18 protein-coding genes are annotated in these 24393 nt (G+C 63.2%); 4 read left to right on the top strand and 14 right to left on the bottom strand.

What is annotated here, in order from left to right:
• Positions 1-38: 38 nt before the first annotated feature.
• The 12 genes from VGG89_04740 to VGG89_04685 form a co-directional block, all read right to left on the bottom strand.
• Entirely contained in the window at positions 39-1340 is a 1302-nt protein-coding gene (locus tag VGG89_04740; GenBank protein HEY1975823.1) for a SpoIIE family protein phosphatase, read from the bottom strand.
• A gap of 52 nt (positions 1341-1392) precedes the next feature.
• On the bottom strand, positions 1393-1680 hold the full coding sequence (locus VGG89_04735; protein ID HEY1975822.1) for a DUF1330 domain-containing protein: 288 nt from the start codon (positions 1678-1680) through the stop codon (positions 1393-1395).
• 11 nt (positions 1681-1691) lie between these two features.
• Positions 1692-2147, bottom strand: a complete 456-nt coding sequence (locus VGG89_04730; GenBank protein ID HEY1975821.1) for a GNAT family N-acetyltransferase — start codon at positions 2145-2147, stop codon at positions 1692-1694.
• On the bottom strand, positions 2135-3556 hold the full coding sequence (locus VGG89_04725) for a TraB/GumN family protein (GenBank protein HEY1975820.1): 1422 nt from the start codon (positions 3554-3556) through the stop codon (positions 2135-2137). Before VGG89_04725 ends, VGG89_04730 begins: the two co-directional genes overlap by 13 nt.
• 50 nt (positions 3557-3606) lie before the next feature.
• On the bottom strand, positions 3607-5493 hold the full coding sequence (locus VGG89_04720; GenBank protein ID HEY1975819.1) for a S53 family peptidase: 1887 nt from the start codon (positions 5491-5493) through the stop codon (positions 3607-3609).
• A gap of 78 nt (positions 5494-5571) precedes the next feature.
• Positions 5572-7164 (bottom strand): ABC transporter substrate-binding protein, encoded by a 1593-nt coding sequence (locus VGG89_04715; GenBank protein HEY1975818.1) that lies wholly within the window; start codon positions 7162-7164, stop codon positions 5572-5574.
• Positions 7161-9113 (bottom strand): FAD-dependent oxidoreductase, encoded by a 1953-nt coding sequence (locus VGG89_04710; protein ID HEY1975817.1) that lies wholly within the window; start codon positions 9111-9113, stop codon positions 7161-7163. Before VGG89_04710 ends, VGG89_04715 begins: the two co-directional genes overlap by 4 nt.
• Before the next feature lie 33 nt (positions 9114-9146).
• Positions 9147-9575 carry a hypothetical protein gene (locus VGG89_04705; protein ID HEY1975816.1) on the bottom strand — a complete coding sequence of 143 codons (429 nt, stop codon included), beginning with the start codon at positions 9573-9575 and terminating at the stop codon, positions 9147-9149.
• A 74-nt stretch (positions 9576-9649) separates the two neighbouring features.
• A complete protein-coding gene (locus VGG89_04700; GenBank protein HEY1975815.1) occupies positions 9650-12724 on the bottom strand; it encodes a carboxypeptidase regulatory-like domain-containing protein in 3075 nt (1024 codons plus the stop codon).
• A gap of 25 nt (positions 12725-12749) precedes the next feature.
• Positions 12750-14153: a serine hydrolase domain-containing protein gene (locus VGG89_04695; protein ID HEY1975814.1), complete on the bottom strand. Its 1404-nt coding sequence runs from the start codon at positions 14151-14153 to the stop codon at positions 12750-12752.
• Entirely contained in the window at positions 14117-15181 is a 1065-nt protein-coding gene (locus VGG89_04690; protein ID HEY1975813.1) for a DUF1611 domain-containing protein, read from the bottom strand. The genes VGG89_04695 and VGG89_04690 overlap by 37 nt, the downstream gene beginning before the upstream one ends.
• On the bottom strand, positions 15178-16188 hold the full coding sequence (locus tag VGG89_04685) for a dipeptide epimerase (GenBank protein ID HEY1975812.1): 1011 nt from the start codon (positions 16186-16188) through the stop codon (positions 15178-15180). The genes VGG89_04690 and VGG89_04685 overlap by 4 nt, the downstream gene beginning before the upstream one ends.
• Positions 16189-16252: 64 nt before the next feature.
• Here VGG89_04685 and VGG89_04680 point away from each other — a divergent pair, with 64 nt between their 5' ends.
• Positions 16253-17383 carry a serine hydrolase domain-containing protein gene (locus VGG89_04680; protein HEY1975811.1) on the top strand — a complete coding sequence of 377 codons (1131 nt, stop codon included), beginning with the start codon at positions 16253-16255 and terminating at the stop codon, positions 17381-17383.
• Here the strand turns inward: VGG89_04680 and VGG89_04675 are convergent.
• Positions 17365-18954: a peptide ABC transporter substrate-binding protein gene (locus VGG89_04675; GenBank protein ID HEY1975810.1), complete on the bottom strand. Its 1590-nt coding sequence runs from the start codon at positions 18952-18954 to the stop codon at positions 17365-17367. The genes VGG89_04680 and VGG89_04675 overlap by 19 nt on opposite strands.
• 66 nt (positions 18955-19020) lie before the next feature.
• On the opposite strand from VGG89_04675, the gene VGG89_04670 reads away from it, so the two are divergent.
• From VGG89_04670 to VGG89_04660, 3 genes are read left to right on the top strand one after another with little or no spacing between them, the layout of a single operon-like run.
• Entirely contained in the window at positions 19021-20466 is a 1446-nt protein-coding gene (locus VGG89_04670) for a M81 family metallopeptidase (protein HEY1975809.1), read from the top strand.
• Entirely contained in the window at positions 20463-22193 is a 1731-nt protein-coding gene (locus VGG89_04665) for a serine hydrolase (GenBank protein HEY1975808.1), read from the top strand. Before VGG89_04670 ends, VGG89_04665 begins: the two co-directional genes overlap by 4 nt.
• Positions 22190-22774: a cupin domain-containing protein gene (locus VGG89_04660; GenBank protein ID HEY1975807.1), complete on the top strand. Its 585-nt coding sequence runs from the start codon at positions 22190-22192 to the stop codon at positions 22772-22774. The genes VGG89_04665 and VGG89_04660 overlap by 4 nt, the downstream gene beginning before the upstream one ends.
• On the opposite strand, the gene VGG89_04655 is transcribed toward VGG89_04660, so the two are convergent.
• A complete protein-coding gene (locus VGG89_04655; GenBank protein HEY1975806.1) occupies positions 22751-24388 on the bottom strand; it encodes a peptide ABC transporter substrate-binding protein in 1638 nt (545 codons plus the stop codon). The genes VGG89_04660 and VGG89_04655 overlap by 24 nt on opposite strands.
• Positions 24389-24393 lie beyond the last annotated feature (5 nt).

The raw sequence follows: 24393 nt of genomic DNA, 5'->3' as shown, positions 1-24393 counted from the left end.
TATGAATCTATTGCAGATGCAAGCGGGCGCAAAGCCGGTTATGATCGGACGCGTAAGGTCAATACGGCAATGTCGTCGGGATGACGACGGCCAACGACCGCCGAGCGAAGGGCTTTTGCCGGATGCGCGGATTCGCGAATCGCCCGCTGGGCGATGGCTCGCGTGAGGCGCGCTTCTCCGCCGATGTAATCTCGTTCCGCCTCCAGCAATCCATCGGTGAAGAATACGATGAACGAATACGTGTTCAGGTCGACCGTCTGCGCGTCGCCGTTCGTCTTGGCCAAATCGCGAAAACCCAACGGCAAACCCCGTTCGAGGAACGGATCGCCTGCGGAGCGATCGAGGCCATTCCAGCATAACGGTCCGGGGTGTCCCGCTGCCACACAACTGAGCGTGCGCGCGGCCGCGTCCAGGACGCCGATGTTTGCGGTCGCGAACATGCTCGATCCGAACTCTTGACGCACGAGCAGATCGGCTGCCGCCAACACATTAGCAAGATTCGATTCCATTAGCATCGCAATGCGTAGCGCGCAGCGAAGGTTGCTCATGAGGGCCGCGGCCTTAACGCCGTGTCCCGACACGTCGCCGATCGTAATGCCCACCTTCCCGTCGGAGAGCATGAACGCGTCGAACCAATCGCCGCCGACCAGCATCGCGCTCGATGCCGGTTCGTAAAACGAATCGAATTCCAAGCCCGCGATTTGGGGCAGCGACTTCGGAAGCGCCTCGTACTGAAACCGGGTCGACACGTCGACCGCGGTTTCGATCGTTTTCACTTTAGCAATGGCGGCGCCGCATCGCCGCCCGAGGTCCTCGGCTAAGATCAGCGCGTCGTCATCGTAGTGCAGCCCGCTTTCCTTCGTATATACGAGCCCCAGCGCGCCGAGCACCTCTGATTCGGCCGCCACTAGCGGAACGACGATAAACGACGAGACGCCCCCCTCGCGGAGGTATTGCGCGTGTTCGGGACTGACGGCAACCGCATCGAGAGAACGATCGTCCACCCGAGCGACGAGCATTCCCGAACCCTTTTGAATGACGGACTCCAGGAAGGTACGCGGACCGGACGCATCGCCCAGCAGTGCAGCCGCACGGTCGCGAAGGTGTTCCGAGTGCGCTCGATGTACGTCCGCGGCGGCGACGAGCTGCAGCTCGCGGTCCTCGTCGTAGAGATACATTGTCGCCGTGTCGGCAAGCGTGTTCACGGCTGCGTCACACACACGCTGCAGAGTTGCTTCGTACGGCAGTGTCTCGCCGAGGATCCGGCCGACTTCCGCCAAGAAACTCAGATATCGCCGTTCGAGGGTTGTTTCGCGCCGCCGCCGGTCGGGTAATCGCATCGCCTTGGCTTGTTCCCAATCAGGATGGACTAAGCAGGCGACGGTAAGGCCGTTACAAGCCTTCTAAGACCACAATTTCCGAGTCGGCGATCTGCAGGCGCAGCGCTTTAGGCGAATCGTACTCCTGCGACTCGTACCATTCGATCGCGGCCTCGTACGTATCGAATTCGAGGATGACGAGCCGATGCGGCGACCAGCGGCCCTCGAGCACTTCATGTTTTCCGCCGCGCGCGAGATAGCGGCCGCCGTGCGCCGCGATCGACGCTGCTGCCTGCACCTTATACGCCTCGTAACGTTCGGGGTCTTTTACGTGAATGTTTGCGATGATATAAGCAGCCAACACTCGCCTCCTTACAGCGGTTTCTTCAGCTTCGGTCCGGCCGGACTGAACCCGCAGCTGCGATAGAACCGGACCGTTCGGTCCCACGCCGCGGACTCCGGTGCGGTGACGTCGATGCGGGACCAGCCGCGCTCGTGCCCGATCTCGACCGCGCGCTCGATCAAACGCCGTCCGACTCCGCTCGAACGTGCTTGCGGAACGACGTACATCTCGAGGATCGTTCCGTAAAGGCCGTTCGCGTAGATCGCAAAGCCTTCGCTCAGCGTCAGCAGGCCGATCGGCTCGCCGTCGTCGCCGAAGGCGATGACGGCCGACATGAGATTGGGGCGGGCTTCCCAAAGCGTGCGAACGCGCGGATTGAGCGTGCCGAGCTCGCGCCCTTCTTCACCCAGCTCCGTTAAGAGCTCGCGCACCAGTTTCTCGACGACGTCCCACGCGTCGGGCCCGGCGACGATTATGGTGCGCACATCGACATCAAGGCTTTCATCGCGGCAGCATCGACCGGCACGTCTTTGCGGCGAACGTATTGCGCCATGTAGGCGCGATCGGCCAGGGTTACGACGGTTTCTTCCTTGACGTTCTTGAGCGTTATCGTCGTGTACAGCGCGTCTTGCTTGCCGTTGCAGATTTTTACGTGCTTCGACGGTCCGACGGCGCCGGCACCGGCTGCGGCAACCATTCCTTGGTGAATGAACGTATCGAGCGCGTCGAGCCCGACGCCGTCGAGCCCCTCCACGTCGAGATGCGCCGTGATGATGACGCCCCGCCGCAGCGGATCGAGCCACATGCGATCGACCTTTACTTGACCGGTCGCCAGTGAAACACTTTGCGACTTCCAGCCGGTGGGCGGCGTAATCGCGGCCGGTTTCGGCTGCGGGGTCGCCGAGGGCGTCGCCGCTGCCGACGCCGATGGCGATGGCGATGGCGATGGCGATGGCGATGCTGACCCCGACGGTTGCGGCGACGGCGAGCTCGTCGCCGGCACGTCGGCGATCGGCACGCGCGATACGTCGAAGCCCATCTTCTGCAGTAACGCCGGAACGCCGTCCGACCCGGCCAAGTGCGCGGCACCGACCGCAACGAACGACGTGCCGGGCTGCTTCAAACGGTCGGCAAGCGCGGTGGCCCACGCTTTATTACGGTTGGTGAGCAGCGCCGTCACGATCGGGTTATCGGTGGCTTTGTCGAGCTGGAGCGTCGTGGCGAGAGTCGCTTCATTACCGGAGAGCCATGCGTTTACGATCGTATCCAACTGTGCGCCGTCCGGCTGCTTCCCGATGTTCTTCAGTTGATAGTCGAGCAGCACGATTTGCGTCGCTTGCGGCATGTCGGCGAAGATGTGCGCCTGCATGTCGAAGGTTTCGAATCCACGAATCGGTTTGCCGGCCGCCACGAACGCTTTACGGATCTGTAAGTCGACGCCGTTTGCGGACGTGGCGCCCGCGTGCATCGAGGGCAGCGCCGAGAGCATCATGAACGCAAACCACGGCTGCATCGGCTCGAACATGACTTCGCTGCCCAGGCCGTAGCGCTTGGCCACCGCATCGAGCAGCGCGACGTCGGCTTTGGAGATCTTCGTCGAGAGCGGATGGTTGCGATCGAGGCCGGCCCTCATCATCGAGGTCAACGCGGCCGGCGCGTTATTGGCGTCCGCGATTTCGAGGTAGAGATCTTGGCTGTCGCGCATCGCGGCTTCGAGCTCCGGCGATCGCCATTGCACGCCGTCGCGCAGCACATGCACGGTACCGAATAGATACACTTTGCCGGCCGGACCTTTGGCGACGTACAACGCGGGCGCGGCGATTGCGCGACTAGGCGGAGAAATGAAAAGCGCCGCTGCGGTTAGCAGCGCCGCTATAAAAACGCGGACTTTCACGGGCCCAAGCTTCTCCGCGGGCAGGCAGCCGCCTGCCCGCGGAGGGTGGCTTAGTGTCCGGAGAACAAGGAGTGTCCGACCGCGCTTTGCATGGCGCGATAGTTGACCGAGCCAAGCCCGGTCGGCGTATCCCATCCCGGCAATGCCGACGACGGTACGCCGTTGGAACCGAACAGGATGTCGTGGAAACCCCCAATGGAATCGGTCGTGTCCGGCGGCAGCGCGGCCGTGTCGCTGCCCGGTACGCCCGAGGGCTTGCAGCCCGTCGAACCCATCGGACACGGCTCGTAGTATGCGTACACGCCGTAGTACACCGGTGCCGCAAAGCCGAGGTTGTTACTCCAGTGCGACTCGAGCCGCGCCCAAAGCCCCATCGACAGCGGCGATGCGAGACTCGTCCCACCGACGCCGGTTTGCGCGCCGTCAATGAAGACGTCCATCGGACAGCCGTTGTTGTCGGCGCACATCGCGATATCGGCGATACCTTTACCCGCGGTGCACAGCGCGCAGATACCGTTGGTCTGCCAATACGGCGCCGTTTCCCACTTGCTGACGCCGCCGCCGGTGCCAACCCACACGTGCTCGCCGTAGTACGCGCCGGGTTCTTGTCCGTTGGCGGTGGTATCTAACGTCGTTCCGCCGACGGCGACGACGTAGGGCGACGCCGCGGGATAACAGACGGTGGGAAGACCGGTATTCGGTACGCCGGTTGCGGCAATGACCGGACAGCCTTCGCCGTTGTCGCCGGTCGACGCGAACATCGTCTGACCTTGTCCGGCGGCTTGATTGAAGATCTCGTCGTCGAGCTGCATCGCACCGTCGGCATATGCCAAGTCTTCGGGCTCACCGAACGACGCGTTGCCGGCTCGCGCCAGATTGTCGGTCGCCCAGTGATTGAACTCGAGCGACGTATCGGAATCGGTCAGCGACGTCGTATCGTAAAGGTAGAGCGCTTTGACGGTTTGAGCGATACCGCTGGAGCTTTGCGTGTCGAGATCCCATTCGTCCATACCCGCCGTATCGGTGCTCGAGACGCCGACCTTCTTGACGTAATACGGAATCTTCGGCAGACCCCAGAACGTCTCGGCCGTACGCAGATCGACGACAACTTGGCTGACGTTCCCTTCGGCCATCACGGCCACAACGGTATTGGAGCCGGTGGTGCAGCCGGTGCAGTTGGCATTGTAGGCGGTTTGATACTGCGTCGGACCGTATTCGCCGAACTCGCACACGCCGTTGACGACTTCCAGGCACGGCGGCGGGGTGCCGGCGGCCGACGGATGCATCGCCATCGGCGCGAACGCGCGCTGCGTCTTGAGGATGTGCGTGTGCATCGCGTAGACGTTTTGCAAGCCGAGTACGGCGAGCACGGTTTTGTGGAACTTCTCGGGGACGAGCGCGGGCGTGACGTTGGCATAGACGAAGCCGCCGTTGCCCTGCGTCGCGCGAATGGTCGTGTGGAACGCCGATTCGACGTGTTTGGCGCTCGCGATCCCGGTCACGATCAGATTATTCGGCTCGATCGTGACCTGCTTGAACCCCTGCTCGCGCAAGTACGATGCCACTTCTTCGGCTTGGCCGCGCGTTGGATTGAACGCGGCGGTGAACTGATCGGGCGTCATCAGCTCGTGGCGGCGCACGGCGTCCTGCGCGCCTTTGGGATCGCGCATGCGCAGGCCGACGACGATGCGCATGGGCTGCGTTTCGGGCAGCCGTGCCGCTGCGGACTTATCGTTTGCAAAGCTGACGCGCACGGCGTGCGTCGCCGTCGCGGTCCAGCCGCGCGGGGAGCTGACGTCGCCGGCGGCGACGTCTTTCGTGGTAAAGTCGGCGGCGGCGCCCGGCGCCGCCGGTAAGACGGAAGAGGCAGTGTTTCGCGCGCAGGACGCCGTGAGTATTGCGGCGCCCAAGCAGGCGAGCGCTAGAACGTTTTTCATCGTGACATTCCTCCGGACAAACAGACGAACTCAGTACACACGGTACCGGCTGTTGCCCGGGTCACGCCATCGGTAGTTTTACGTAGGCGCCAGGGACCAGCGCCAAGCGTCCCACGTTTCGACGAACGGATTGGGATCGAAGTGCCGGAGGCGATCGCTGACGATGTGGACGTCGTGCGGCCACCATAGCGGAATCTGCGGCAGGTCGCGTTCGACCAGCGCCTCGATCCGGACGTAGGCGGCCCGGCGGGTCGCGGGATCGTACGATGACGTGGCGATTGCTTGCAGCCGGTCCATCTCCGGCGTGCAGTAATGCGAGAAGTTGTAGCCGTTGGGCGGGAAACCGTCACACGAGTATTCCGCCGAGTTGTCGGGCTCGGGTCCGTTGATGATGCGTCCCAAATCGGCGTCGAAGCGGCCGCCGTACGCGATGCCGCCCATCGCTGCCGGCGCCGTCAGCATTTCGTTTGGATAGCCTTTGAGTGCGAGCACCACGCCGGCGCCGGCCAGCGCGCTTTGCAGCAGCACGGCGGTCTTGCGCGCCGTTTCGTCGCCGCTATTGTAAGCGAGTTCGACACGCAGCGGGCGCCCCGGCGAATAGCCGGCTTGCGCGAGCAGCGCGCGCGATTTTGCCGGGTCGTAGGGACTCGGCGGCAACCTTCCCGACGCCCAAAGAAACGACGGCAGATCTTGCGTCGCGGGCAAAGCGGTTCCGTAGGTCATGGCGTTGGTGATGGCGCGCTTGTCGATTGCGAGCTCGAAAGCCCGGCGCACGCGGACGTCTTGCAGCGCCTTGCGCTGCAGGTTGAACGTGATGCCGTACCAGCGGTTCTGCGCGACGAGCACGATGTGGTAGCCCGGGATATCTCTTGCCGCCTGATACAACGTCGGGCTGATTTCGGCTGCCCAGTCGAGCTCGCGCGAGCGCGCCATCGTGACGAGGGTCTGTTCGTCGTGCGCGAAGAGAATCGTGATGTGCGCGATGCGCGGCGCGCCCAGGAAATAGTGCGGGTTGGCGACCAGCTCGATGCGGTCGCCGCGGCGCCACGAGACGACGCGAAACGGACCGGTGCCGATCGGCAAATCGTCGTACGGGATGCGTTCGAGCGACTGGTAGTGCGCGAGCAGATGCTTGGGCAGGATGCCGTACGGCGCGTTGGCGTCGCCGAAAAAGGTCGAGACGATCGGCGAGAACGCACGCCGGAGATGCAGACGCACGGTGTATGCATCGGGCGCGTCGATGCGGTCGATCTCGTCGTAGCCGAAGCGCGAGACCGGATTGTTGTTGGGATTCATCAGCTGATGGAACGTGAAGACGACGTCGGCGCTGCTAAGCGGCGTGCCGTCCTGCCAAAGCACGCCGCGGCGCAAGTGGAAAACGATCGTCTTGCCGTCGGCCGACACGTCGCCGTTCTCACGCGTCGGAACGCGCGCCGCAAGGATTGGGACGATGCGGTTGCCGCTCGGATCGAACGAGGTGAGCGTATCGCTATAAAGCCGGTTTATGACCAGCTCTTGTCCGTTGTACTGATCGAGCGGATTGAGCGAGTGCGGCTCGGTGGAAAAGCCGATGCGCAACGTCGTCGTATCTCCCGCTCCGCCGTTGCGGTGACTGCATGCCGTCGCGACGGCGAGCAGCACGCAAGCGACGATCGCGGCGCGTACCGTCATAGCGCGCGGCCGGTGGCGGCGCCTTCTGCGATCGCCGTGCGCAGCCGTCGCGGTGCGAACGCGTCGCCGATGAGATAAGCGTTCGCATCGCCGAAGCGGGCGACGTAGGCTTCGTAGAGCGCGTCGTCGCCGCGGCCGCCGGAAGCAAAGACGACGGTATCGGCCGCAATCGTACGTTCCGCGTCCGTGAGCACGTGGCGAAGTACCACGCCGTTGGCGGTGACGCGCACCGGAGCGTGCAGCGGGGTGACCGTCACGTTGTTGCGTAACAACTGCTCGTACAGCGGAGCGCGCAGGGTGATGCCGATCGTTTCGCCGAGGCTGTACTGGCGCGTGACGATCTCGACGTCGTGACCGGCTTGCGCGAGCGCGTCGGCCGCTTTAGGCCCGGGCGTATACCCGGTCTCGTCCAGAACCACGCAGCGTCCGTTGGGTGTCGCACGTCCCGCGAGCACGTCGCCGACGGTGCAGACGTTCGCTTTGGGATCCACGTCGAGATAGGGCGTGCGCGCGATGCCGCCGGTGGCGAAGACCACCGCGTCGGCCTCGAGCTTGTCCAAGTCGTCCGGTGCGATCGCGCGTTCCGCGTGCACCGTCACGTTTTGCCGGCCGAGCTCGGCCTCGAGCCACTCGACGATCGAGCGATAATTTTCCCACTGCGGCGCTTTCGATGCCACGCGAATGGCGCCGCCGAGCTCGCGTGCGCGCTCGTAGAGTACGACCGTATGTCCGCGCTGCGCCGCGATGCGCGCCGTCTCCATGCCGGCGGGCCCACCGCCGACTACAGCGACGCGCTTGGGCTGCGCCGCCGGCTCGAGCTTCAAGTACTGGAGCTCGCGACCGATGACGGCGTTTTGCACGCAGCGTACCGGCAGCCCGAAATACAAGCGATCGATGCAGCCTTCGTTGGAGCCCATGCACGTGCGAATCTCGTGCGCGCGGCCTTCTTGCGCCTTGCGCGGCATATCGTTGTCGGCGATCATCGCGCGCGTCATGCCGACGAGGTCGGCGACGCCGGAGGCAAGCACGGCTTCGCCATCGTCGGGCGTCACGATGCGCCCGGTAAGAATGATGGTCGCGCCGACGCGGTCCCGCACGACCGACGCGAGATCGGCAAACGTCTTACGGGGGTAGTACGACGACGGGATGTTGTAGCCGCGCGACTTGTAGCCTTCGATCGTACCGCCGGTCACGGTGAAGTAGTCAAGGGCGCCGGTCTTATCCAGCCGCGAGATAATGTCGAGCAACTCGTCGCGAGCGATCCCCGGCTTCATGCGGTCGTCGCCCGAGACGCGCGCCCCGACGACGAAGTCGCGTCCGACTGCCGAGCGGATCGCTTCGAGCACCTCATGCGAAAAGCGCATGCGGTTTTCCAGCGAGCCGCCGTACTTGTCGGTCCGTTTATTGATCGCCGGATTCCAAAACTGGTCGGGAAGCTGATCGTCGTAGAAGGCGAGATCGCAGCCGTCGTAGCCGCAATCCTTGAGACGCTTTGCCGACTTTCCGTAGTCTTTTACGATGCGCTCGATTTCTCGAATCGTCAACACGTGCGAGATTTCCGGCGTAACCTCGCCCGACGTATCCGACGGGCCGCGTCCGGTGAGATCGATTTGAGCGAACGTTCTCCTGCCCAGCGACGTCATCTGCACGAACGCGAGCGCGCCGTGCGCGTGCACCGCATCGGCGGCCGCGCGCAACGGCGCTTCGACGTCGTCGCGCCAGAGATTCACATGGTTGTCCATAATCGGCGTGAGCTCGCTCACCGCCGCGCTGCCGAACATCATCACCGTGCCGCAGCCGCCGGCCGCCTTGGCCGTGTGATAGGCGATGAGTTCGGGCGAGGGTTTTCCGCCCACGGCCAGATTGGTACCGTGCGGCGTCGAGACGATGCGATTTTTCGCCGTGCGAGAGCCCAGTTTTACGGGGCTGAAAAGCCGTTCGTACTGCACGACGATAGGGTTGAGCCCTACGGCGACAAAGCCCTACGAGTCTGAGACCCACTTCGCGGACAGCAGCCACTCCTCCGCAATAAACTCTTCCGGAGTCCGGCTGTTGTGCAGGCCGAACTCGACGATCTCGAGCTGCTCGTGCGAAAGCCCGAGAATCTGACCGTCCACATAACGGCTTGCGAAAATCGTCGGCCTCTTGTCAAGAGGATAGCTCGCATCCCGACGCGCGTAAAAAATCTGTATGCCTCCGAACGCATCGTCCCAAGCCAGGAGCGACCCTTCGGGTTCGTTATCGCCAAGTAGGTGACAAACGTGATCGAAGGCATCGCCCATCAGCACGATGAGGTGACTGTGGCCGGCTAGGCGCAGCAGTATTCGATCGCGCCCAAGACTCTTACGCAAAACGGTCGCGTGATTGACGTCGACCTTCGCGCCGCGACGGCGTGGATTCGGCGCAGGCATTCAATCGGCACGTTTCGCCAGACGCACTCCAAACTCGCCTGAGTCCAAAGCACCAATTTTCTGCACCAATTCCTTTAAAAGTCTTGCGTTAAAATGAAGCGGAAGTCCATCGGTCCATAGTTACCGGCTGCAGTGGCAGCAAACGAGACGGGCACCTGCTCGCCGGTCGTCAAGCTCGTCTGCGTTGCACCCTTGACAAGCGGCAGCGGAATACCGTTGAAAAAGCCGGCGTAGGGCGCAGCGTACGCACCGGTGAGGTTGTCTGCAGAGAACTGCACGGCCGAGCCCTGGTCGTTGAGCTTGAGGCGCATGTTTGCCGAGAGCACTGCAAACGGCGGCTCGTTGTACGCGTTGTTGTTCCCGAAGTACGTCAAGCCAAGGTTGTAGTACTGGCCGAAGTGTCCCAGCCAGTTCACTTCAGTGTAGCCGCTCGCGTAGGGGACTCGCGCGCCGGCGACGCCGTTGGGCGCTCCGGATATAGCCGTGGGCTGCCCGCCGAAGTTCGCGTTGGGAAGGACCGCGAGGTTCGTGTTGTTGATGCAGCCCGGCCCCGGCGGTGTCGTAACGCCGGTCTTCGGATTGGTCGTTCCTGCGCAGTAAAAGTAGGGCGGCAGATTGTAGGTGAAGGCGCGCTGCAGCGACCCTTGTAATTTCCAACCGAACCCAAATTGCGGCACGTGATTGAGCCCGAACTCGATGCCTTCGTAGCGCGCCTGGCCCAGGTTCGACGTCTGCAAGAGCTCGCACGGCGCGTTAGGACACCCCGCGGCGGCGGCACCGGTAACGGTCGATGTCTCGCTCAAGAATAGATTGTGTAGCTGTGTGTAATAAAAATCGAGCGAGACCGACGTCGAGCGCGCAATACGGTGGTCCATGCCGAGATCGTAGCCAAATGCCGTCTCGGCGCTGATATTGCCGTTGTTTGCATTCTGGATCCAGCCGGCCGCCGGCACGCCGCCGATGATTTGGCTCCAGGTCGGGCCGCCCGAAGACACCAGGCTGATGTACGGCGGCGCAACCGATCCGCCCGCCGAGAGCCGATAGATGGTATCGGTCTTCGGCCGCCAGGTGAACGCCGCGCGCGGTTCGTTGTAGGAGTGCGAGGCGTCGTTAAACGTCTTGCCTCCGTCGATCGAATAGTGGCTGAGATAGTTAATCTCGTAGTCGGCGAGGTTCAACGCCAGCTTCGGCGCGACCGCGACGTTGCCGCGCAGCGAGAACGTTTGAAAGGTCTGTTTCGATCCCGCGACGGGGCTGAAGACGATAAGGCCGACGGACGGTTCGTCCGTCGTCGACGCCGAGCCCTGCTCCGAGCGGTCGTAGGCCAGCGTGAGCGAATTTTCTCCGAGCTGCTCCTGCAGTTGAAGCGACTCGCCGCTCATCGAATCGTTAGTGAAAAACAGATTTGCTTGGCTAAGGGTCGCGAAGTTCACGCGCTGGCCGCTAAAGGTGGTATTCACCGGCGCGACGGCACCTTTGCCCTTGAGGCACATCCATCCGTTGGGGTCCGTACCGCCGGCCGCCGTCGGAGGACTCGGATCGAACGTCGTGCCGGTCGGACAGAGCGGTAGCGTACCGTAGGCGTTGAGCGACGTGTTCAGCGACCCCGACGGTCCCTCAACGGCGTAGTTATTCAGCGAGCCGGTGTAATAGCGCGCCAGCAGCGTTCCCGTTTGCCCGATCGACGTGCGGAACTCGGCTTGGTAGAGATTCTGCTGCAGCCACGTGTTGCCCTCACCGTTAAACGAGCTAAGGTCGAAGGGAATTGCGCTGCCGCACTTCGGTCCGCCGTCCGGGCTCTTGCAATTGTAAGGCGTACCCGTCGCAAACGGATTGCACGTCAAGCCGGCATTTGCGGTACCGCACGGTGCGAAGGAAAACGCCGGCAAGCCCGTAGTTCCGACCGACGAGGTGTCGTAAGCGTTCACGTCTCCGTTGCCGACGACGTTCTGGCCGCCCAAGTAGGAGAGCCGCAGCGACGTAAAGTTTGAGAAGTTGTAGACGATTTTCGCAAGCTCTGACGTCGAATGATAACCCGTGTCCAGCGTGTAGCAACAACCAACGAGCGGTTCGTTGAACGTGATTCCCATGCCGGCATAGGGCGAGAAAGCGGGGGGTCCGAGGCCCTCGCCGACCGGAGAACCAACCATTGCGAGCTGCCGCCCGTTCACGTAATAGGGTCCGCCCGGCGGCCCGTTGTCGAGAGGAAGCTGCGAGCCGCTAAAACGGAAGTTTTGCAACGGTCCGGGAGCGCCGTCACTCACGTAACCGAACGCGTATCCCAGCTTATGGTTCGTCGTCTCACCCGTCGCCTTAAAGCCAGCCGAGACGCCGCCCCATTTATCTTCGCCTAACATCCACGTTTGTCGGTTCTGCGCCGTAGGTTCGAGCGTAATGTAGTTGATCGTGCCGTTAATGGCGTAGTTGATCTCCACCGGCATCGATCCCGGGCCTTTGACGAGCTCGGCCGACTGAAGTAGGAACGGGTTGATGAGGTTCGGCGAATACGTTCCCGCGGAACCGACCGAAACGGGATGACCGTCGATGAGCGACTCCGTCTCGTACGGAAGCGCGCCGCGAATCTGGGGCGTCTGGTAGGAGCCGGGCGATGCGCCGTTGCTCGGGTTGCCGTTTCCGGGTGAGTACGGCGTCGTGAGGATGCCCGGGGTTTGATTGAGCACCGTCGCGACTTGTTGGCTGCCCTCATCGAGGAACGTCGACCCGCTGATCGTGTTGATAGATGCGGTCGACGTGTTGAGCGGCGCGACGCCGGGTTCTGACGTGGACACGTTGGCGATCGTCTTGAGCGTCGTGAACGTCGCCTGCGCGAGGATGACGTTAAGGGTCAACGTCTCACCGATGAATGCGGTGAGACCCTCGTCGCGATACGATTGAAAACCCGGCTTGCTGACGACGACCGTGTACGTGCCGGTCGTGATGTCTTGAAAGGCGAACGCTCCGGCGTTGTCGGTTTTCTTCGTCAGACGAACGACCCCGAAGATCGTTACGTCGGCTCCCGCGATCGGGGCGCCATCGGTTCCGCGGACCGTTCCGGTAATGGTGCTCGTCGTCGCCGCCGAAGCGACGCTCGTACCGAGCATCGCCCACACGAGTGCTGCGACCATAGCCGAACGAATATACTGATACATCACGAACCCTCGCTTTCGAAAATCGCTAATCGGCACGAACCGGAAGTGCTGCATACACCGACCCGCGCGGAGTCAGGACGAAATAATACGCAACCACTGCGCGTGGAAAGAATAGTAAGTAACTGTAGATGAGGTTACCGCTGCGGTACTCCATCCCGCGGTAGACCGTGTGCGTCCATTGCCCGACGGCGCCGGCATCGGTGGCCATTTGCTTCGGTGTGCCGGGGAGTTGTGACGCGATTGCCGGCGCAAGCACGTCGGATTTCTTAATCGTACCGGCCTCCATGCGCCGCATCACGCCGAGCGCCCGCGCCGTTACGGAGGCGTTCTGGTGCGGAGCGCCGGCATAGAACTCGTTCCATTGCTGCGGCGACGGCGGATAGAATATCGAAAACAGCTTCGTGAGCAGCCAGTCGTAGTAGAACTGGTTGCCGTTGCTGATAATGGCGACGCTGAAGCGGTCGTCGGGAAAGACGGCGTTGCCGGTGTGGAAGCCTTCGTTGTCGCCGCCGTGCTGCCACTCGCGATGGCCGAACAGCGTGTCGACCTCCAGTGCGAACCCGTAGCCGCCCGGCATCGGCTCGCCGTCGGCGGCTTGAGGCGGCGTCGTCATCGCCCGCAGCGATTCTTCGGTAACGACGTGCCCGGCAATCAACGCTTGATCCCAAACGTTCAGATCGTACGCACTCGAATCGATGCCGCCGTCGCCGTAGCCGTAATCCGCAACGCCTTGCGGAATCGCCACAAACGCTCCGTTCTTATAGGTGTACCCCATCGCCCCGTCGGGCAAGGTCCACGGCAGCACGACCGCGATGCTGTCGAGCATATTCAGCGGCCGAAAAAACCACTGTTTGAAGACCTCTTGGAGCGGCTCGTGGGTGAGCTTCTCGACGATCAGCCCTAAGATGACGTAGTTGGTGTTGGAATATTCAAACCGCGTCCCGGGGAGAAACTCTGGCGGCAGTTTTGCGATCGCGGCGACCTGCTGCGCAGCGGTCGCGTGAGGCGGCAGGTTCGACTGATCCAGGTAGTCGGGAATGCCGGACGTGTGGGTCAGCAACTGACGCAGGGTAACGCGTTCGGCGTACGCGTATTGCGGATAGTATTTACTCAAACGATCGTTGACGTTGAGCAAACCCCTCTGCTGCAAGCGCATAATGGCCGCGGCCACGAACTGCTTGGTCGTCGACGCAATGTTGTAGACCGTGTGGCGGTTTGCCGGCAGGCGCTTTGGGACGTTGCGATAGCCGTAGCCCCGCGCATAGACGATGCGCCCGTCGACGGCAATGGCCACCGACAAACCCGGCAGATGCTGATGCGCCATCGCCCCTTCGAGGACCGCGTCGACCTGTCGGACCACCGCCGCGGATGCGACGATTGCTGCCGGCGCGATCATCGCTTCACCAGCAGTCCTTCCACTGCGTGCCACATCTTGGCTCCGGTGTTACGCACCGGGTCGTCGGCCGGCAAACCCGTCTCGCGTTCCGCCTCGTCGATCGCTTCGCGCGCGGTTTTCTCGTCGAGTGCCGATGTGTCGAGCACGATGCCGATCACGCGCGCCGGTTTCACGAAGCTCACGATGCGCTCGTGCATCTCGACGAGCGTACGTAAATCGGGGACCCGCTGCGAAAATCCCAAGACGTTCCGCAAGCCCGGCCGATGACAGAGCAGCATCGCGTCGGGCGCGCAGCCGTAGAGCAATCCGAACGTGACCGGCGCGTACGCGGGATGAAAGATCGAGCCTTGCCCTTCGACGAGCAGCACGCTTGCCTCGGGGTCGGCGGTCAATACGAGTTGCTCGGCCGCCCCGGTAACGAAATCGGAGATCACGCGATCGACCGCAATCCCTTTGCCGGTGATGAGGATCCCGGTCTGTCCGGTGGCGATGAACTCGGCCTTCTGACCGCTTTCGCGCGCCGCGCGCTCGATTTCGAGCATCGCGGTCATCTTGCCGACTGCGCAATCGCTGCCGACGGCCAACACGACCGGACGCGGTTCCTTATACGCAGCGCCGCTAAAGAGCGGAATCTTTGCCGGCGGCACGCGTACGTCGACGAGCGCGACGCCTTTGCTCGCGGCACGCGACGCGATCTCCGGATCGTCCGTCAACACCTCGTGCAAGCCGCTGATGACGTCGAGGCCGGCATCGATCGCCTGAAGAATCGGCGCGCGCAGCGCCGGCGGAATGGCGCCGCCGTCGGTCGCGAAGCCGACGAGCAGCGAAAGCGGCTCGTAGACCAGGGCTTGCGCCACCGTCGCGACGATCGGTACGTCAACGCGCAGCGAAGGCATAACGTCGCGCACGCGCTTGCCGGCGTGCTGTGAATCGATGACCGCTACCACTTGTTCGGGGCGATAGCGCAGAACGCCGTGCGCCGTTTTGCCGTGCACGTCGGTAAGAAAACCTTCGGTGAGAACCGCGTGGCGCCGTCCCTCTACCGCGTAGCGTGCGTTCACGCCGGGCCGCCCCACACGTCCTCGGCGCAGAAGATGCGGCCTTCGTCGTCGTACCGTGCCGGCGGCTCGCGATCGCTTTCGAAGAGAATCGGTCCGTCGAGGTCGACCACGTCGCACATCTGTCCCAACAAAAATCCGGGCGCCATCGAGAGCGACGTTCCGCCCATGCAGCCGACCATCGGACGAATGCCCATCCGGCGAATCTGGCCAAGCATTGCGAAGCCTTCCGTCAGGCCGCCGCACTTGTCGAGCTTGATGTTGACGACGTCGAATCGCCCCTCGACCTTGGGAAGGTCCGATGAATCCTGTACGCTCTCGTCGGCGGCGATCGGAATCGGCGACGAGAAGCCGTCGAGCAGCGCTTCACGACCGATCGGAAACGGCTGCTCGATCAGCGCGACGGCACACTCTTGCAGCGCGGGCATGAGACGCTCGAGCGACTCGCGCGTGAAAGCTTGATTGGCATCGACGGCAATCCACGCTTCGGGCCGCGCCGCGCGCACGGCGCGCACCCGCTCCGCATCATCGTCGCCCGTCAACTTCAGCTTGAGCGCTCGCGCCCGCGTATACTCAAGCGCCGTCTGCGCCATTTCGGCCGGCTCGCCCGCGCCGACGGTATACGTCGTGCGCACCGGTTTGGGTGCCTCCAAGCCTAGGAGCTGCCACACCGCGCGTCCGCCCAGCTTGGCGCGCAGGTCCCATAAGGCGCAATCCGCCGCGTTGCGCGCACCGCCGGGCGGCAACCCGGTGACGAGTTCGTCGATGCTCGCACCCGCGTCGAGACGCGCGGCTACCTCTTCGATCTGCCGGCGCCCGCTTTCCGGGTCGTCGTCGTGATAGTAGACGCCGAGCGCTTCCCCGCGGCCGCACGCCTCGCCGACGCGAGCCTCGACGACCAGCACGTCGGATTCGGTGAACTCGTAGCCGGTTATGCGGAACGGTTTCTTAAACGACCAGCGCTCCGTTCGCGCAATCAGCCGGGGTCGCTGCAAGGCAATATTTCGCACTACGGAACACAATATTGGAGGGGAGGGAGGCGAAATACTGCTCGATGCCCTAAAATATCGTCCCATGACGCACCACCGTTATTTGGTCATCGCCCTCGTCGCCGCGCTTCTCGCGATGCCGGCAGCCCGGGCGGCAGCCGACGCGTTCTCACCCGCGCAGCAAGCGCAGATCGACGCGATCGCGAGGCGCCAACTCGCGGCGCAAAATATCTCCGGCTTAACGGTCGGCGTCGGGCGAAACGGTAAGCTGCTGTTCGCTCGCGGCTACGGATTGCGCGATCGCGGGCGGAAGCTCTCGGCCGACGGCGGCACCGCGTACGCGATCGGTTCGATCACCAAGCAGTTCACCGCGGCGGCCGTGATGCTGCTCGCACAAAGCGGCCAACTCGACCCGCACGCGAAGCTGTCGCGCTATCTCCCCGGCGTTCGCCATAGCAATGAGGTCACGGTCCGCGAGCTGCTCGACCAAATCTCCGGGCTGCAAGATTATCTGGTCGACAAACCGCTGCTCGAGTCGATCGAGAACGGCACTGTCAGCTACCATCCGGCTGCTTATTACGTGAAGATCGGAGCGGATCTGCCGCTCGATTTTCCGCCCGGTTCTAAATGGGAGTACAGCAACACCAACTATGCGGCACTCGGGCTGGTGATCGAGCGCGTCAGCCGCGAATCGTACCAGCGCTTTCTCGCTAACGAAATCTGGCAGTCGCGGATGCCGCACACAACGTATCTGCGCCGGTCGCTGCCGCCGGGCAACAACGCGTCGCAGGGATACAATTTTGCCAAAGGCCGCTTTTCGCTGGTCAAACCATACGACATGAGTTGGGCGAATGCAGCGGGCGCATTGTCTTCCACGGTCGGCGACCTCGTGACGTGGGACGGTCTCTTCTTCGGGGGCCGGATTCTCGATGCGGCAACGCTGCGCGCGGCGCTCGCCGCGCCGAAGAATCGCCCGCTGCTCACTTCAAAAGATCAGCGCGACAACATCGCGCAAAGCTACGCCTCGGGGTGGGTGCACGGCCAAGACGAAGGCCGCGCGCTCGTCTGGCACAACGGCGGCACGATCGGCTACCGCACGATGAACCTCGTCTTTCCCGACGGCCTCGAGGTGGTCGTGCTCACCAACGCCACCGACGGCAAACCCGAGCCGATCGCTTTGCAAGTCGCGCGGATGCTTTACGGCGGCGGCAGATAGCGCCACTTCGCGACATTCCCGAAAATGAAGTACGCCGCGGGGTCGACTCCGGAGAGATTCCCTGGATAGGCCACGGCGTTGGCCTGCTGCCACACGGGGACGAGCGGAAGATCGCGCGCGACTTCGCGCTGTACGACCGCCGACTGCGCGGCGCGCTCCTTCGGGTCGTACGTTCGCAGACTGGCGGCATTCGCGCGATCGACTTCGGGATTGCAGTAGCGGGTAACGTTGAATCCGGTCGGCGTACCGTCGTCGCAGCCGAACAGATACCCCGTCGACGGATCGAGCGCGATGAGCAGGTTCAGCAGTGCCATTTGAAAGCGTCCGCTAAATAGCGGGCCGCCGGCACTCGCCGGCGCGCCGTATTCCTGTTCGGTGTACGGTCGTAAGGTCAGGGCAATGCCCGCTCGCTGCAGCTGTGCCTGAAGGAGCAGCGCGAAGGCTTGGACCTCCGGTCTCGATTGAATGTAGACGAACGTCGGTGCAAGCGAAACGCCGTTACGCTGCCGCGTGCCGGATCCGTCGCGCGGCCATCCGGCGGCATCGAGCAGCCGGTTCGCGTCCGCCAAATCGTACGCCGGCGCGCCTTGGATGCCCGAATCGTAGTCGGGCCCGTACAAACCGCGACCGGCGTCGACGGTATTTAGCGTGCCGTGACTTGCCTGCGCGACCAGCCGCGGCAAATCGGCCGCTTCCGCGATCGCGCGCCGCACGCGAACGTCGGCGACCATCGGATCGCGCACGTTGAAGGCGATGAGCGCGCCGCCGTACACGGGCGCACGCACGGCGCGTACGCCGGGAATCCCCGCGAAATCTTGCAATTGCGTGATGCTTCCCTCGACCGTCGCGTCGATCTCGTGCGTCCGCATTTCGACGAGCTCGGTGGTTTGCGACGCGAGGATCTTCAGAACGATTTCGCGCAACTCCGGCGTGCCGCCGAAGTACCGATCGAAACGTTGCAGCGTAATGTGGTCGGCACGCGTCCACTGCACGACGCGAAACGGCCCGCTGCCCACCGGCATCGCGTTGAACGCCGCGTGATTGAGATCGCTGTATCCCCGCAGCAGGTGCTCGGGCAAAATCGGATAGTTGCCGTCCGGTCCGAAGAAGTACGAAAGCACAGCCGAGTTGGGCGCCCGCAGACGTATCCGAACCGTCTGCGGATCGGGCGTATCGATCGACGCGATGCGATCCCAGACGTCGCGCGTCGGAACGTCGTTGCGTGGATTCATCACCTGTCGATACGTAAACGCGACGTCGGCCGAGGTCAACGGCTTGCCGTCTTGCCACAGCACGTTTTTGCGCAGCCGGTAAACGATCGTCTTGCCGTCCGGCGAAACACCGCCGTTTCGTAGCGACGGTACTGCGACGGCAACGTCGGGCGCAAGCGAACCGCCCGGCCCCGCGCCGAGCAGATATGAAAAGACGAGCGGACCAATCGCTGCAGTATCGGCCCCTTGGAGCAGCAGCGGATTGAGGGACTGCACGTCGGCTATCCTGCCGACGACGAGCCGGTCGCGCGCCTGCGTTCCGTTAACGGTTTGGCTACACGCGTTCGCACAAGCAAGCACGAGAGCCAGCACCGCCGGCAGGCGAGAGGAATATTTTGGCATGCATGACAAAATACGCGCACTGCCGTGAAAATTCTTACCGGCGCGCTGATTACCGAGACAAATACCTTCTCCCCCATCCCGACGGGCTGGACGGCGTTCGAACGCTCGCGCATTCAACGCGGCGCCCAAGCGCCGTTCGAGATCTCGAGTTGGGAGTTCGCCCCGCTCGTCCGCTGGCGCGAACTAGCCGAGCGAGATGGCCATATCGTGGTCGAAAGCATCGCGGCGTTTGCCGAACCCGGAGGCCGCACGGTGCGGGCCGTCTACGAATCTCTGCGCGACGAACTCTTGGCTGCCGTCAAAAAAGCGCAGCCGCTCGACGTCGTATTGCTGTATCTGCACGGCGCGATGGCAGCGGACGGGTACGACGACTGCGACGGCGACGTGCTCGCTCGCTGCCGCCAACTCGTCGGGCCCGGCGTCGTGATCGGTACCGAACTCGATCTTCACGGCAACCTCAGCGATACGATGGTCTCGGCGGCGACGGCGATCGTCGCGTACAAAGAGTATCCGCACACCGACATGGTCGAGCGCGCCGAAGATCTCTACCGAATCTGTCTCGGCGCTGCAACCGGCAAGACCACTCCGGTTATGGTGATGGAAGACTGTCACATGATCGGGTTGTTCCCGACCGGCACGTCGCCGATGCGCGATCTCGTCGATGAGGCAGCCGAAGCCGAACGTAACGGCCTGCTGTCGGTCACGCTGATGCACGGCTTTCCATGGGCCGACGTCGCAGGTTGCGGCTCAAAGGTGCTCGCCATCGCCGACGGTGACGCGCAAGAGGCTAAGCGCGCCGCGCTGCACTTCGCCGAGAAGTTCCGCGACGTGCGTCAGGCGGCTACGCTGCACGCCGAATCGATCGACGACGCCATCGACGATGCGCTCGAAAGCGCCGAACGGCCGGTCGTTCTTGCCGACATCTCCGACAACGCCGGCGGCGGCGCGCCGGGCGACAGCACGTTCTTATTGCGCCGGCTGCTCGAGCGCAACGTTCGCGGCGTGATTACCGGTACGTACTACGATCCTATAGCCGTCGAGCTGTGCGCCGATGCAGGAGCTGGTGCTACGATCGACGTGCGGATCGGCGGAAAACTGGGGCCCGCCTCGGGCGATCCGCTCGACCTGCGCGTCACGGTTCGATCCGTCGTCAACAACCACTCGCAAACCGCGATGGATCGGAGCGGTCCGGCCGATCTGGGTCGGTCGGCGTGGGTCAGCGTCGACGGCATCGACATCGCACTCGCATCGGTTCGCTCGCAGGTCTTCTTCCCCGACGCGTTCACCGGCTTGGGAATCCCCCTCGATTCGTGCCGCATTATCGCCCTCAAGTCGACACACCACTTCTGGGCCGGATTTTCGACGATCGCAAAACGGGCAATCTACGTCAAAGCGCCGGGCGCGCTTCAAATCGACTTCGCCAACATGGGTTACAAAACGCGGGAGCTAGACTATTGGCCACGAGTATGACGACGTCTCTCGAAGCATCCATCGAGCGCGCAGTTGCCGATTGGCCGGTCGTGGGCCTCGGCTGCGGCATCATCGCCGGCGGCGAAACGCTGCTTTCGCGAGGCTTCGGCGTGCGGCGGCTGGGCGGCACGGAACCGGTCGACGATCGCACGCTGTTTGCGATCGGATCGGTATCGAAATCGTTCACGGGCGCCGCGGTCGCGATGCTTATCGACGAGGGCCGGATCTCTTGGGATAGCCGCGTCGTCGACCACCTTCCGTCATTCCGGATATTCGATCCGTGGGTGACGCGCGAAATGACCGTGCGCGATCTGCTGACGCACCGCAGCGGCCTCGAACGCGGCGATTTCATGTGGTATAAAAGCGGCTATGACGCCGCCGAAGTGATGCGCCGCGTCGCGCATTTGCAGCCGTCGTGGAGCTTCCGCACGACCTTCGGTTATCAGAACATCATGTACCTCGCGGCGGGCGAGCTCATTACCGCGCTCACGGGCAAATCCTGGGACGATTTCATTCGCGAGCGCATCCTTACCCCACTGCGCATGTCCGATAGTCACGCGTCGGTCGCATCGGTCGATCCCAAAGGAAACCTCGCGCAGCCGCACGCACGCATCGACAACGAGCTCGTGAAAATCACCTCGCACGAAGGATTCAACATGAATCCGGCCGGCTCGATCTACTCCAACGCACGCGACATGCTGGCGTGGCTGCGCCTCGCCATCGACGGCGGAGTTTACGACGGTCGACGTCTGCTTTCAACGGGGGCGTCGCGCATGACGCAAACCCCGCAAATGCTCATCGCACAATCGGCGTGGAGCGAGCTCTTTCCCGAAGCGGAGTTTTTGAGCTACGCGACCGGGTGGTTCGTCTGTTCGTACCGCGGACTCACGGTCGTCACCCATGGCGGGAATATCGACGGCATGAGCGCCGTTGCGGCCGTCGTGCCGGAAAAACGCTTCGGCGTTACTGCGCTGGCGAACGTCAATAGCTGCCGTCTGCCGCAAGCTCTCGTCTATCACACGATCGATAGCGTGATCTTCGATCGGCCGAGGACCTGGCTAGTCGAGTTTCGCGAGCGAGAAGTCTTCGGGCGCGAACGTCTCGACTACGCCGAGGAGGACCGCAAGCGCTCGACGATTCCGGGAACGGCGGCGTCGCGGCCGCTCGAAGCCTACGCCGGCACCTACGGCGATGACTTCTACGGAACGGCGGCAGTCGCGCACCGCGACGGCGGACTGCATTTCGCCTTCATCGGCTTCGAGGGCGCGCTGGAGCACTGGCAGTTCGACAGTTTCACCGTTGCCATCGACGATCCGTATTTGCGTACCTACAAGTCCGTGGTGCGCTTCGAGCTCGACGACTTCGGCGAGCCGGTTGGATTGACGCTCGTCGTCGTTGGCGGCTTACGCATCGGTTTGCAGAAAACGCGTCCCGAACCAGAGCCCGCCGACGTGCCCGTGGACGCGTTGCGCGCGTTCGTCGGAACCTACGTTTCGAAGCCCGCGTCGCTCGCCATCGCGATCGATCTGCTCGGCGACACGCTCAAGGCGACCGTTCCGGGCAGCATCGGCGGCAGCAGCGAAGACTTCGTGGTGAAATCGCTCGTGCCGATCGCCAAGGACCGCCTCGCCATCGCCTCCACGCAAGCCACGCTGCTGCGGCGCGACGGCGGTACGCTGCTCCTGGAGGTGCCGCACCAGCTACCGGTAACATTCGCCCGGGTATGAGAAAGCGGGCCGCCACGAAGAAACCTGACGACGCCTCCCTCCTCACGCCCGACGTCGGAAAGATTCTCGAGCGCGTCCGCACGCAGCGCGGAATGACGGTCCGCGAACTCGCCGATAAAAGCGGACTCTCGGCGTCGTTCATTCGCGCGGTCGAGCGCGGCGACTCCGACATCGCAATCGGCCGCCTCGCCAAGCTGGCGAGCGTCTTTCACTACGATCTCGGCTCGTTTCTCGGGTTCACCGCGCAGCTGACGCGACCGACGTTCGTTACCGCCGGCGATCGTAAGCGCGTCAATCGCGGAAAAGGCGTGGATTACGAAGTGCTGCACCTGCCGGCGCTCGACCTCGACCTGGTCGACGTGCGTTTCGCTCCCGGGACGTCCTTCAAGAACGAGCAGTCACATGAAGGCATCGACGTCGTGTACGTGACGAAAGGCCAGCTGGTCCTCGAAGTCAATCACATCGACTACCCGATGACCGAGGGCGAATGCTGCGTGTTTGCGGCCGGGTTTCCGCACCGGCTCCGTAACGACTCGAAAGCGGCGGCCGCGGCCCTTTCAATTACGACCGGACGGATGTAGCCGGTACCAGTTCGCGACGAAGTTGAACGGCGAGAGCAGCGGCGGCGTATAGCCGCCGAGGTTCGACGGAATCACGTCGACCTCGCTGATCTGGCACAGAAAATCGTATGGCAGATCGTGCGCGATCGTACGCTGCACCGCACGATACGCCGCTGACCGCGTTCCGCGATCGTACGAAGCGGCGGCCTTATGCAGCAGGGCGTCCACCGCCGGATTGCAGTAGCGCGATAAATCGAAGCCGCGCGGCGAACGCTGGTCGCACGCCAGTAACCACGATGCGTCCGGATCGTAGCTGCCCTGATAGTCGTAGAGGGCGAGCTGCGTGCGGCCCTGCATCCACGGCCCTTGGAGCGAGACGAACTGGTTGCGGTCGTACTGCCGCAAGCTCATGTCGACGCCGATCTCCCGTTCGGCCGCCTCAATTGCCGTCGCCATCGACGTCGTCACGTTTGACCCCGTTGGAAAGGCGAGCTGCAAGCTCAGGCGCTTTCCGGCTTTGGTACGAATGCCGTCGCTTCCGGGAAGCCAACCGTCGCGCGTCAGCAGTGCCTTTGCCGCCGCCGGATCGTACGGCACCAGCTTTACTTGCCGATCGTACGCCCACGTGAACAATCCGCGCATCGCGTTGCTCGAGTCGTCGACGCCGAGCGTAATCTTTCGCACGAGCGAGTCGCGATCGATGGCCTGTGAGACCGCCGTGCGTACGCTGAGATCGGCCAGCACCGGAACGTCCAGGTTGAACGAGATCGCATAGAAGTACGGAACCGGCGTCACGATGACGCGGTGGCCGGGAATAGCGCGCAACTCCTCGACGCGCGACGTGTCCGGGAAGAACGCGGCGTCGAGCTCCCCCGTCCGAAGCTGATTGATGACGGTCGAATCGTCGGGGACGAATGGAAGCACCAGGCGTTCGATCTTCGGCTTACCGTGCACGTACGACGGGTTGGCGTCGAGCTCGATGCGATCGCCCCGATTCCATCGGTCCAGGCGATAGGGTCCCGATCCAACCGGCGAGAGATTGAACGGCACCGCGTTGATATTGGGATACCGCGCGAGCTTGTGCGCCGGCAGTACCGGGTAGTTACTGTCGCCGCCGAAAAAGAACGTGAGGATTGGTGAGAAGGCGCGCTTGAGCCGAACGACGACGGTATACCGGTCGGGCGTCTCGAGGCGCGAAACCACGTCGTAGCCGTAGCGCTCTTGAACGTTGTTGGCCGGATTCATTATCGCCGAGTACGTGAACGCGACGTCGCGCGAGGTCACCGGCACACCGTCTTGCCAGCGCGCGTCGGACCGCAGATGGTAGGTTATGGTCCGGCCGTCCGCGGAGACTCCGCCGTTAGCAAGCGACGGCACCTCGCGTGCGAGGTCCGGCGCCACCGCGCCGTTACGATCGTAGGTCGTCAAATACGAGTACAGCAACTCGCTGAAGATGTAGGCATTGATGCCTTCGAGCAGCAGCGGATTGAGCGACTCGGGTTCTTTTCGCACCGCGACCACGAGCGTATTCGGCGCCGCGCGGTTTGGGGCGCCGCTAGCGTGGCAGTGCGAGAGCCCTACGGCCGCCACGCAGACGGCGGCCACGCGCAGGCTCGCTAAAATATTGTGCCTCACGATGG

This window comes from Candidatus Baltobacteraceae bacterium (assembly GCA_036488875.1).
Taxonomy (GTDB): Bacteria; Vulcanimicrobiota; Vulcanimicrobiia; order Vulcanimicrobiales; family Vulcanimicrobiaceae; genus JAFAHZ01.
Note: the sequence above shows the minus strand (reverse complement) of the source record. Positions and strands in the feature narration are given on the sequence as shown.

Excerpts from the sequence above, each read along its gene's own strand:
- VGG89_04740 (HEY1975823.1), bottom strand. The coding sequence starts at position 1,340 with ATGCGATTACCCGACCGGCGGCGGCGCGAAACAACCCTCGAACGGCGA.
- VGG89_04720 (HEY1975819.1), bottom strand. The coding sequence starts at position 5,493 with ATGAAAAACGTTCTAGCGCTCGCCTGCTTGGGCGCCGCAATACTCACG.
- VGG89_04715 (HEY1975818.1), bottom strand. The coding sequence starts at position 7,164 with ATGACGGTACGCGCCGCGATCGTCGCTTGCGTGCTGCTCGCCGTCGCG.
- VGG89_04705 (HEY1975816.1), bottom strand. The coding sequence starts at position 9,575 with ATGCCTGCGCCGAATCCACGCCGTCGCGGCGCGAAGGTCGACGTCAAT.
- VGG89_04700 (HEY1975815.1), bottom strand. The coding sequence starts at position 12,724 with ATGTATCAGTATATTCGTTCGGCTATGGTCGCAGCACTCGTGTGGGCG.
- VGG89_04680 (HEY1975811.1), top strand. The coding sequence starts at position 16,253 with ATGACGCACCACCGTTATTTGGTCATCGCCCTCGTCGCCGCGCTTCTC.
- VGG89_04665 (HEY1975808.1), top strand. The coding sequence starts at position 20,463 with ATGACGACGTCTCTCGAAGCATCCATCGAGCGCGCAGTTGCCGATTGG.
- VGG89_04660 (HEY1975807.1), top strand. The coding sequence starts at position 22,190 with ATGAGAAAGCGGGCCGCCACGAAGAAACCTGACGACGCCTCCCTCCTC.